The sequence below is a fragment of the Erythrobacter sp. JB1-7 genome (assembly GCF_057365015.1).
The window spans coordinates 1065177-1076624 of sequence record NZ_CP200291.1 but is presented as its reverse complement, the minus strand read 5'-3'; the positions used below and the strand labels follow the sequence as shown (position 1 = coordinate 1076624).

Sequence of the window (11448 nt, the reverse complement as noted above, 5' to 3'; positions counted from 1 at the left end):
CGATGCCAGCACAGATCATCCAATCAAACACCACCCCTTTTGAAAAAATCGACATTGATCCGGTCACTCTCGACATTATCGAAAACGCGCTTCGCAATGCCCGGATCGAAATGGACGCGACCCTTGTGCGCACCGCCATGTCGCCTGGCATCCGCGAACAGGGCGATGCCTTTCCGCTGATCGCTGCGCCCACGGGCGAGATGATTGTGGGCCAGTTCGGCAGCTATATCGGCCCGTTCCTCGATGGGTATGACGGCACGGTAGAGGAAGGCGATATGATCTTCCTGTCCGATCCCTATTCTGTCGGCGGCGCAATCAGCCACTCAAACGATTGGCTGGTGCTGCTGCCGGTGTTCAAGGATGGCCGCCTGATCGCGTACACATCCATGTTTGGCCACCAATCCGATATTGGCGGCATGGTGCCCGGCTCCATGCCCATTGGCGCGACATCCATCTTTCAGGAAGGTGTGCGCATTCCGCCTGTGAAGATCTGGAAAAATGGCGAATATAACGAAGACCTGATGAAGCTGGTGATGCACCAGACGCGCAAGCCAGACTGGTGCCAGGCTGATCTTAACGCGCTCATCGCCAGCTGCCGTGTCGCGTCCAATCGCGTAATTGAAATGGCTGAGCGGTTTGGCGATGATGTCTATTATTCCGCCACGCAGGAATTGCTCGCTCGCAATCACCGCGCAATGAAAGCGCTGATCGGGCAAGCCATCCCCGAAGCCAAAGCGAGTTTCGAAGATTACATCTGCGATGATGGCAAGGGATACGGCCCTTACAAGATCAAATGCACGATGTGGCGCGAGGGCGATAAAGTCATCCTCGATTTTGACGGAACCGATCCGCAATCGGCGGCCTCGATCAATTTCTATCTCAACGAGAACATGTTCAAGATGTTCTTTGGCATTTACATGATCATGGTCTTTGACCCGCAGATCCTGTTCAATGATGGGTTCTACGATCTGATCGAGGTTCGCATTCCCGAAGGATCGCTGCTCAAACCGCAATTCCCCGCTGCTTTGTCTGGGCGCACGCATGCTTTGGGGCGGATTTTCGATATCCTTGGCGGATTGCTGGGGCAGGGCACGCCTGAATTTTTGAACGCGGCTGGCTTTAGTTCATCCCCGCACGTTTTCTATTCCGGGTGGGATATGCGGCAGCCGGGCCAGCGCGACTGGTTCCAGCTGTTCCAGATCGGATTTGGCGGTATTCCGGGCCGTCCCATGGGCGATGGGCCTGATGGGCATTCGCTGTGGCCGGGCTTTACCAATGTGCCCAATGAATTTCTGGAGCGGTATTTCCCGCTGCGGATCGAACGCTATTCCACCGAACCAGACAGCGGCGGGGCAGGCCTGCACCGGGGCGGCAATGGCATCCATATGACGTACCGTTTCCTTGCGGATGGCGACATTGCCATCCACGATGATCGCTGGTTCGTGCCGCCTTGGGGCGTGAATGGCGGCCATCCGGGCGCGCGCGCGAAAAAGGTGCTCGAACGCGGCGATGGCACTTCCGAAATTGTCGGCAATAAAGTGGAAGATGTCGCGGTGAAAGCGGGCGATCTGCTGCACTTTATCACTTGGGGCGGCGGCGGCTGGGGCGATCCGCTGGAGCGCGATCCCGATCTGGTTGGCCTCGAAATCCGCCAGGGCCTTGTCACACCCGAAGGCGCGAAGGATTACGGCGTTATCGCCGATGAGGAAGGCACGGTTGACGCGGGCGCAACTGAGGCATTGCGCACCAAAATGCGCGGGGAACGCGGCGAATTGCCGCTGTTTGATTACGGCCCCGGCATCGAGGCTTTGCGCGCCAATTGCGAAGAAGAAACGGGCCTTCCTGCCCCGATCCAGCCCGAATGGCACACCGATCATGCGGAGGCGGCAGAATGAGCACGGCTGATAAAACCGGCGCATTGGAAGGTTTGCGCGTGGTCGAAATGGGTCAGCTTCTCGCTGGGCCGTTTTGCGGGCAATTGCTGGGCGATATGGGCGCGGATGTTATCAAGATTGAGCCGCCGGGCACAGGCGATCCCATGCGCAATTGGGGCCAAGGCGAAACCAAGGTGCAATGGGAAGTCATCGCTCGCAACAAACAATCGGTGACGTGCAATCTGCGCGAAGCAGAAGGCCAGGCAATCGCCAAGGCGCTGATTGATAAAGCCGATGTGCTGATCGAGAATTTCAAGCCCGGCACTTTGGAGCGCTGGGGCCTTGCGCCTGAGACATTGCACCAGACCAATCCCGGCCTCATCATTGCGCGCATGTCGGGCTATGGTCAGACAGGCCCCTATTCCAAGCGCGCCGGATTTGGCGGGATTGGCGAAGCGATGGGCGGCTGGCGTTACATTGTGGGCGATCCGGATCGTCCGCCTGCGCGCATGGGCATTTCCATCGGCGACACTTTGTGCGCCAGCTATGGCACGATGGGCGTGCTTGCCGCTCTGCGTCACCGCGACAAAACGGGCGAAGGTCAGGTGATCGACACCGCATTGTACGAAGCGGTGCTGCAAGTCATGGAAGGGCTGGTGCCCGAATATGACTATAACGGGTTTATCCGCGAGAGATCCGGTTCGATCCTGCCCGGCATTGCGCCTTCCAATGTGTATTCGTGCAAGGATGGCCCGTTCATGATTGGCGGCAATGGCGATGCGATTTTCGCTCGGCTTGCGCAGGCAATGGGCAAGCCCGAAATGGCCGAAGATGCGCGTTATAAAACGCATCTGGCGCGCGGCGAAAACCAGACGGAGCTTGATGAGATTATCAACGCCTGGACGGCCACTTTGACGATGGACGAGGTTGAGGCGCTGATGATCGAATATTCGATCCCTGCCGGGCGCGTTTTCACCGCCAAGGATATGCTGGAAGACCCGCATTTCAAAGCGCGCGAGGCCATTATCGAGGTTGAAACCGAAGGGCGCGGCAAGCTGAAAATGCAAAACGCTTTCCCCCGTTTTTCCAAGAGCTTTTCAGGCTTTCGAAAGTCTGCCCCTGTCACGCCGGGACAGGACAACGCGCAGATTTATGGCGAGCTTCTCGGCTGGGACGAGGCGACTTTAAAAGAGCATCAGGAAAAGGGGCTGGTATAGGCTGAGAGGCCTTTCCACTTCGCTATGGCAACCCAGCTTCCCGCCAATGATGACCGTGTAAAGCCGACGCTTTCGAAAGCGGCGGACCGTGCCTATGACACCATTGGCGCGGCTATTCTGGATGGCCATTTCAAACCCGGCGACCGATTGAGCGAAGAAGACCTTTCGCGCCGCTGCGGGGTCAGCCGAACGCCAGTGCGCGATGCATTGCGCAGGTTGGCGGCGGAATATTTCGTTGTCATTCGCCCCAATCAGGGCGCGGTTGTGGCGGTGTGGAAGCGCCGCGATATCGAAGACCTGTTCCACATGCGCGCACTGCTCGAAGGGATGGTCGCAGCGCGCGCCGCGACCCGGCACGATGCGGCATGCCTTGACCGATTGCAGCAATGCGTGGACCGGATTGATGTGGCGGTGAATGCAGCGCCTGAACCCGATGTGGAAGGGTTCCTTGCCGAAAACACCGTGTTTCACCGCGCCATTCTGGATGCAGCCGACAGCCCGCGCTTAAGCGCCACTCTGGCCAATCTGATCGCGCCTGCGATTGTCACGCGCACGGCTGATAAATACTCTGTTGCCGATCTTCGCCGCAGCAATGAACACCACCGCGAACTTATAGACGCTCTTAAAAACCGCGATGCGCAATTGGCAGACACCATCATGCAAGTGCACATCCGCGCCGCGGCCAACAGCTATTTCTCCCGTCAGGATTGAACTTATGAAACCCGCTATCACCATCCTTGATGTCAGCCCGCGCGACGGCTTGCAGAATGAACAGCGTGTGTTCTCCACGCAGGAGAAACTGGAGCTGATTGATCTGGGCATTGCAGCCGGGGTCAAACGGGTTGAAGTCACCAGCTTTGTCAATCCAAAGCGCGTGCCGCAAATGGCCGATGCGGATGCGCTGAGCGGTATGCTGCCGCGCCGCGACGGGGTGGAATATATCGGCCTTGTGCTCAATCTGCGCGGGGCAGAGCGCGCTTTGGCAGCGGGGCTGGATGAATTTGGCGCGGTGTGCGTGGCCTCTGACACGTTTGCCGGCAAAAATCAGGGCCAGACCCGGCGGGAATCGGGCGAAAGCTCGGCTGCGATTGTCGCTTTGGCAAAAGAACATGGCAGACGCTCATCGGTGACAATCGCCGCATCCTTTGGTTGTCCGTTCGAAGGCGAGGTGCCGCATGAAAATGTCGCCCAGCTGGCGCAGATGGCAGTGGATGCGGGCGCGGATGAGATTGCGCTGGCTGACACAATCGGCGTGGGCGATCCGTGGGCCGTGCGCGAATTGTTTGACAAAGTGCGCGCCGTGACAGGCGATACGCCCCTGCGCGCTCATTTCCACAACACCCGCAACACAGGGATCGCCAATGCCTTTGCCGCGATAGAGGCCGGCGTGACCACTCTGGATGCCAGTTTTGGCGGGATTGGCGGATGCCCGTTTGCGCCTGCGGCGACAGGCAACATCCCGTTTGAGGATTTGCTCTACATGCTGGAGCGGGCCGGGTTTGAAACCGGCCTGGATCTGGACGCGGCAATCGCGGCGGGCGGATGGCTGGCGGATAAATTGCCGGGCCGGGTGCCGGGCATGCTGATCCGTGCAGGCGGCTTTCCTGCGGGCGACGATACAGCGCCCGGAAAAACCCAAGCAGCCGGTTGATCGCGGGGCCGGCCCGTTCTGGCTGACCTTTGAGCGATTGTGTGTTGAGCGCGGCGGGCCTTGTGTTAGGCGTGGCGCGTGATGTTGGCACAGAAAATCATCATCCCTGCAATTATCGTGGGCGCTGTTTCAGCGGCCGGTCTGCCATTGATTTTTCAGTCGAATTCGCAGCCAGCCGAAGCTGCCGCTCAGCCGATCCTCAAAACCCCGCCGCGTTTAACAGGCGGCGGCACACCGTTTGTCGACACATTCGATAGCCTGAACAAGCCGCGCTGGAATGTCTCGCATGGCTGGCGCAATGGCAAATGGACAGTCAATGACTGGCGGCGGTCGCAGGCGCGCTTTGATGGATCGCTCAAACTCCTGCTGGAACCGCGCAAGACGAACCTTGCGCAGTTTGTCGGCGGCGAAGTGCAGAGCGACAAGAATTACGGGCACGGCTATTTCGAAGTCCGCATGCGCGCCGCCCATGCATCGGGCACCGTCAGCGGGTTCTTCACCTATACCGGCCCCCCTTTGGCAAGCCGTGGGACGAAATCGACATCGAAATTCTGGGCGCAAAACCGCGCGAGGTTTTGATGACCTATTACCGCGACGGCCAAAAACGCGAACATCTGCACCGCCTCGATTTTGACGCGACAAAAGAAACGCACACTTACGGATTTGACTGGCAGCCTGAATATATCCGCTGGTATGTCGATGGCGAAATGGTGCACGAAGCGCGCGGCGAAGGGCTGCCATTGCCCAAAAACACGCAGAAATTGATGCTGTCGCTGTGGGGTTCAAAAACGCTGACCGAATGGGTCGGCCCGTTTGATCCGCGCGACCTGCCAACGATGATGGTGGCCGAATGCGTCAGCTATTCGCCCAGTTTTGACGCGCGTCAATCCTGCGATTGATCGAGGTCTTGCGCCCATTGGCGCAGGTCTGCATGAACGGCTGCGGCGGAAAAATGGTTTTTCGCAATTCCCAGCGCGCGGCTTGCCAGATCGGCGCGGGCTGCCTCATCCTCCATCAAATGCGCAATCGCATCCGCTGTTTGATCGGAATTTTGCGCAAGGGTGACGCCGGGGCCGCACACCTCTTCTACCCCTTGTAACGTGACAGGCGATACCACCATCGCCTTGCCCATCGCCATCGCTTCAACCAGCTTGATTTTGAGGCCCGATCCAAAAGTCAAAGGCGAAATAACAACGCCTGCATCGCGGTAAAGCGCGCCCAGATCATCGACGATCCCCAGAAACCGCGTGGCAGGGTATTCAGCGCCTGCAAAAGCGCGGTTCACAGTGCCGGCGATGTGCAATTGCGCATGGGGGCGGCGCGCGATCACTTGGGGCCATGCGTGCTCAAGAAAATCCTTCAGCCCTTCGACATTGGGCGCGGTGTTGCTGCCGATAAACAGCACATTATCAGCCTTGCCCACTTGCGGCGCATCCACGGGGAAAGCGGGCATGGGCACCAGAATGGGCGCGGTTTGCGGCACGTTTTGAGTGAGGAATTTCTGCTCATCCTGCTGGATCGCAAAGACGCTGCCGGCCCGGCCAAGCGCGGCAATCTCTTCATCGCGCGTGACAAGCGCCACCGAATCCTTGCCCCCGCCGCCGCGCGCGTGGAACAGATCGTGCATCACGATGGCGGTGGGCGTGGGTGTGGGCTTGGGCGTGCGCGGCCCTTCGGGACCGGGCACCTCATCAAAACCGGGCGCGCAAAACATATAGTCAGCAATAATCGCGCAGGTCTGCGGCGAGATGTTTGCGCGCAGGAATGCGCGGTCTGCCTGTGTCCAAGGCGTCGCGATGGCATAGGGCGCAGGCTTATCGGCCATGCCAAACACCCGCGAGATCACGCCGCGAACAGCCCCCAGCCAGACGGAAGGATTGGCGAACACCCAGATATCGCCCATCCGCACCGCGCCGCGCACCCGGTGGCGTTTGAACACTGCCATTTCGGGCCGCATCCGCATGTAAGGCGTGCGCCCAGCGATTGCGGGCGAAGGCTGGATCAGCTCCACATCAAAGCCTGCCTCATCCAGCGATCTCGCAATCGCGATCAGATAGGCCGATGATCCATTCAGCGCGCCTGCGACGCGCTGTTTGCTGATGATGGTGATGACCGGGCGCTGGCCTTGCGGATCGCCCGCATTCATGGCGCATCGCCTGCATTTTCCCCGTCGAGCATTTCGCGCAGGCGAGATCCGGGCTGTTCGGCGAGGTCTTTGAAACGGCCCCGTTCCACCACTTTGCCCGCATCAATCGCAATCACTTCATCGGCAAAACGGATCATGGATGGGCGGTGCGCAATCGTCACGATAGTGATGTCACCGCGCATCGCTTCGATGTCGGCTGCGATGGCTTTCTGGTTTTCCCAGTCAAGCGCGCTTGTCGCCTCATCAAGGATCAGCAAAGATGGTTCGCGCAGCAGCGCGCGCGCCAAGGCAATGCGCTGGCGTTCGCCGCCTGATAACTTGGTGCCGCGTTCCCCCACGACCGTGTCGAGGCCGCTGCTAGCCCGTTCCACAAACCCTTTCGCTTTGGCGCGGGTCAGTGCATCCCACATGGCTTCATCACTGGCATCAGGGGCCGCAATTGCAAGATTGGAGCGGACCGTATCGTTGAGCAAAAAAGCCTCTTGCGGGACAAAGGCAACAGCGCCGCGCCACAACCGGCGATTGGCATCATTGATCGCGGTGCCATCCACTGTGATGCTGCCCAAACTGGGCCGCAAAAGCCCCATCAGCATATCGGCAATCGTGCTTTTCCCGCTGCCTGATGGTCCGATCAGCGCCGTAAATTTGCCTTTTTCGATCACCAGATCAACGCCGCGCACGGCAGGCTCGCTTGCACCTGGATAAGTGAGCGAGACGTCTTTGAACTCAATCGCGCGCGCAAAGGAAGGCGGCTGCGCGCCATCATCGCTGAGGGGTTCTGCTGCGCTTTCAAAATAGTCGATTTGCGCGCGGATGTTTTCATAGGCCGCCATATTGCCCAGCAGCGCCTGCGTGGAATCCTGAATGGTGCCAAATCGCGGGGCGAGCCGGATAAAGATCAGGATCAGAATGATAAGCGGGCCAAGATCAAGCTGGGCCCATCTGACGGCAAACCAGATGAACAGCACAGCGGCAACCGCGCTGAGGATCTGGAATGCCATCGTGCTGGTCGCGTTAAGCTGTCCGATGCCCAGAAGATTATCGCGCACTTTCAAAACCCTGTCTGTAAAGGCGCGGGCATAGCGCGGCTCTGCCACAAAGCTTTTGGCCACGCGGATGCCGGTCAGAAAATCGAGCAATGTCTGGTTTTCGCCGCGGTAAAGGCGGCTCAGCTCTTCGCCATATCGCGTCGCCCTGCGGCGCAGCGGGAACAGCACGGCGAGCATCACCACTCCTGCGGCTGCGGCAAACAGCGCCATTTGCCATGACACCAGCATGGCGAGCAGGAAATAAGTCGCCGCCAGGATCAGCGATTGCAGCAGCCGGGTGAGATTGCTGGCGGCCAGATTGGCGCGGCCTGCCTCTTGCACCAGCACGTTTTGCAAGTCTGACACGCGCGCTTGCTGCACCACATCCCACCGCGCCGCGCCAACGCTGGCGAAAAAGCGGGTGCGCATCGTATCAATCGCGCGCTGCATGATCGCGGCGAGATACACGGTTTTCACGCGCACCAGCACCGCCTGAAACACAATCAACGCCAAAAATCCCAAAAGCAGCATTTCAAGCGAGGGGTTTATCTGCGCCAACATGGCTCCCACCACCGGGATATCGTCAAACCGCGCGGCATTGCCGGGATCAATCAGCGCCACCAGCGGGATCAGCAGAAACAGCGAAATCCCTTCGGTAAAGCTGGAGACGAAATTAAGCCCAATGGCATAGGCAAGCCGCCCTTTGGTCAGCTCCATCATATAGCGCAGAAACTGAACCGAACGGCGGATCATGCTGGCAATTTGCGCATGATCTGGGCGACATGATCCACCGTTTCATCCAGCCGCGCCAGATCATCGGGAATATGCAAAGCGCCCACCAAAACGCTGTCGGCAAGGCCGACGGACTGGCTGAAATGCCGGCGATTGTCGTCTTTCGTCCACGGCGCATTGCCAAATCGCGGCATATAGCTGAACCGGGTGATCGTCTCGATTGCCTCAGCCATATCGGACCGGACCAGCTGCGGCCTGTCGCCGCCGCGCACCAGCTTTACAACGCAATCAAGGCTGGTGGCCGACGTCATCATGTCGGGCAATTTGTGCTGGCGTTTGGGGAACCCGTCATAAACCAGCGGCTGCGCATCGGCTCCGTCGATCTGGATTGCCGCGGCGGCTTTGTCTTCAAGCTTGAGCTGGGCAAAAGCGGGATAGCACCGGGGTGGGGCGCCCTTTTCCAGTTTCACCGCCAGCAGATCATCGGTCACCAGCGGATGGCCTGCGCGAATAAAGGCAGCAGCCGTGGTCGATTTGCCCGCCAGCTTGTCGCCCAAAAAGCCGATAGTGCGCCCTTCAACCCGCACTGCGCTGGCGTGCAGAACGAACAGCCCGCGCGCATTGAGCATCCACGCCATAACCGGACCAAGCAGCGGGAAAGCGAACATTCGATCGGTGGTCGTATCAGGCTTCTCGGCCCAGATTGTGCTGTCATCCGCAAACCGGAACCCCGCCACTTCGGGCCAGGCCATCACCACGCCATCAGGGCAGGTGTAATCCATCAGCACGCCGTCTTCGCGCGCCGGCATTGCCCGGCCAATCGGGTGATTGAGAATGGTGATATTGGGCACGCAATCGGGCGGAGCCGCGCGCAATTCGTGCAGCGGAAAATCGCTGGCGATGCACAGGCCAAAGGCATCGTAATGGTAGGCGCTTTTGGCGGTCATATAAGCGGTGCTTGCCCTTCGCTGCTGTCCAGAATTCCGGCATCACGGTCCATCGCGAGCCAATATCCCAGCACTGCCGCACGCCATAGACCGCGCGCGGTGGCAATGGAAACATCGCGGCCAAGGTGATCTACTTTGGCCCAGTTTTCGTGCAACCATTGCGAATTGACATATTGGGTGAGCGCGGGACTGGCGGGATCGGCATATTGCCGGGCAAACGGGCTGGCGATCAGGCCGCCGATAAAGTCTTGCGTAAAATCGTTTTTGTCGCGCCTGTTTGCAATGCTGGCGGGCACCAGCGGACGGATGGCTTCGCGCAGCACAAACCGGGTGTATCCCCCGCGCAGTTTCCAATGCGATGGCAACGACACGCACAATTGCGCCAGCTCACGCGACATAAACGGCATGACGATGTTGAGGCCGTAATACCGCCCCGTCAGCGCAATGGTCTCCAAAGCATGCGGCTGCACCGGATGCTCCAGCGCGGCGATGTGCAGGTCGCGCTCTGAATGTTCGGGCCGTTGTTGCAAGGGCCGCTGATCGCCATCCGTGCGGGATTTATGCGGTGCAAGCGCGGCTCCCAGTATCCCTGTTTGGGCGTTTTTCTCTGGCATGGCAGATTTGGGCGCAAACACCTCTGACCAATGCTGTTTGAGCCAGCGATATTTGGGCCTGTGCACCAGATATCGTTTGAAAATCGCCCATTTTGATTGCCCGGATAGCCCCGCCGCGCCTTCGGCCTCGCGCCATAAAGTGCGCCATTCGCCGCCGCGCGCGAGTTCGTTCAAACGCCCAACGCCATACGAGATGATCTCATCCCCGCCATGGCCATGCAGAACCGTGCGCAATCCGTGCGCCTTGGCAAAAGCAAACAGGCTGGTGCTGACCGAAACGCCGTAACCAAAGCACGGGCCGTCCATGGCCTGCAGCACTTCGTCTATCTCAGCGAAAGGGTCGTGACCGGTGCTTGGCAGGCTGCGGTGATCCATCGCCAGCGATCCGCGCATTGCAGCGATATATGGACCATCGACCCAGCCGGGATTTTTGTCATATGTCAGCGACAATGTCGTAACATCGCGCGTGCTTTCGCGAATATCCGCAGTGATCGCGGCGACTGCGGAGGAATCGAGCCCGCCGCTTAGCGGCACAGCAACACCTTCACCGGTGCCGCCGCCCGCTATGATTTCGCGCGCAAGCTTATCGCGCACCTGATCGGCGGGACTGCGCGCAGGTTCGCATTCGGGGATAGCACTGAGCGACCAATACGCCTCAGATTGATCCGCATCGCGCGATATTAGCCGCCAATGGCCGGGTGCAACACGCGTCAGCCCTTCGTGAAACGAGGCGGTGGTGCTGGATAGCTCACCTTCGACGAAATCGGCGATCATGGCGCGGTCGGGCGTGCTGGCGAGCTGCGCGGCGCGCCGGGCGGTGCGCGGACAATGCGCAGCGGCGATCCGGCCGGGGGTGCGGGCGACAAACAGCGGCTCCACTCCCAGCGTATCGCGCGCGCAATACAGGCTTTGCGCCTCAGCATCGAACACAGCGATGGCAAAAGGACCGGTCAGATTTTGGGAAAGGTGATCGGCAAGGGCTGTGCCCCACGCCTGCCATCCAGCTGTGATGACGTTTGCTGGCCCTGCCGCCTCGTCCAAGCCAAGCTGAGCGCAGAGATCGGCTGCACCGTCTGCCCGCCAAATGCCTGCAACTTTCACGCGCGCAGCTTTGCCGTCCGTGCTGAATGCGGCTGCCGGCCATGCAGCCGCATTGGCGGATGTGCAGCGCGCCTGTGCAAGGTCAGCGCCCATTGTCATTGACCATCCCAGCGCCGATATGCCCCTGTCGCCTGAAAT

At 59.6% G+C, this 11448-nt stretch carries 10 protein-coding genes; 6 read left to right on the top strand and 4 right to left on the bottom strand.

Translation table 11 applies throughout. The annotated features are described in order from the left end of the window. Nucleotides 1-2: 2 nt before the first annotated feature. From AC0V6W_RS05290 to AC0V6W_RS05265, 6 genes are all read left to right on the top strand, one after another. On the top strand, nt 3-1895 hold the full coding sequence (locus tag AC0V6W_RS05290; RefSeq protein WP_486147878.1) for a hydantoinase B/oxoprolinase family protein: 1893 nt from the start codon (nt 3-5) through the stop codon (nt 1893-1895). Next, nucleotides 1892-3091: a CaiB/BaiF CoA transferase family protein gene (locus AC0V6W_RS05285; RefSeq protein ID WP_486147876.1), complete on the top strand. Its 1200-nt coding sequence runs from the start codon at nt 1892-1894 to the stop codon at nt 3089-3091. The genes AC0V6W_RS05290 and AC0V6W_RS05285 overlap by 4 nt, the downstream gene beginning before the upstream one ends. Nucleotides 3092-3115: 24 nt before the next feature. Beyond that, nucleotides 3116-3802: a GntR family transcriptional regulator gene (locus AC0V6W_RS05280; protein WP_486147874.1), complete on the top strand. Its 687-nt coding sequence runs from the start codon at nt 3116-3118 to the stop codon at nt 3800-3802. 4 nt (nt 3803-3806) lie between these two features. Further along, nucleotides 3807-4742: a hydroxymethylglutaryl-CoA lyase gene (locus tag AC0V6W_RS05275; RefSeq protein ID WP_486147872.1), complete on the top strand. Its 936-nt coding sequence runs from the start codon at nt 3807-3809 to the stop codon at nt 4740-4742. Between the two features lie 81 nt (nt 4743-4823). Continuing rightward, entirely contained in the window at nt 4824-5321 is a 498-nt protein-coding gene (locus AC0V6W_RS05270) for a family 16 glycosylhydrolase (RefSeq protein WP_486147870.1), read from the top strand. Continuing rightward, on the top strand, nt 5321-5641 hold the full coding sequence (locus tag AC0V6W_RS05265) for a family 16 glycosylhydrolase (protein ID WP_486147868.1): 321 nt from the start codon (nt 5321-5323) through the stop codon (nt 5639-5641). Before AC0V6W_RS05270 ends, AC0V6W_RS05265 begins: the two co-directional genes overlap by 1 nt. Here AC0V6W_RS05265 and AC0V6W_RS05260 read toward each other — a convergent pair. The 4 genes from AC0V6W_RS05260 to AC0V6W_RS05245 are packed head-to-tail and all read right to left on the bottom strand — an operon-like array spanning nt 5626 to nt 11409. Next, nucleotides 5626-6888, bottom strand: coding sequence for a glycosyltransferase family 4 protein (locus AC0V6W_RS05260; protein ID WP_486147866.1), 1263 nt, complete (start codon nt 6886-6888; stop codon nt 5626-5628). The genes AC0V6W_RS05265 and AC0V6W_RS05260 overlap by 16 nt on opposite strands. Next, entirely contained in the window at nt 6885-8669 is a 1785-nt protein-coding gene (locus AC0V6W_RS05255; protein WP_486147864.1) for an ABC transporter ATP-binding protein, read from the bottom strand. The genes AC0V6W_RS05260 and AC0V6W_RS05255 overlap by 4 nt, the downstream gene beginning before the upstream one ends. Next, entirely contained in the window at nt 8666-9595 is a 930-nt protein-coding gene (locus tag AC0V6W_RS05250) for a hypothetical protein (protein WP_486147862.1), read from the bottom strand. Before AC0V6W_RS05250 ends, AC0V6W_RS05255 begins: the two co-directional genes overlap by 4 nt. Beyond that, the gene (locus AC0V6W_RS05245) at nt 9592-11409 is read right to left on the bottom strand and encodes an asparagine synthase-related protein (protein ID WP_486147860.1); all 1818 of its coding nucleotides are present in this window, start codon (nt 11407-11409) and stop codon (nt 9592-9594) included. Before AC0V6W_RS05245 ends, AC0V6W_RS05250 begins: the two co-directional genes overlap by 4 nt. Nucleotides 11410-11448 lie beyond the last annotated feature (39 nt).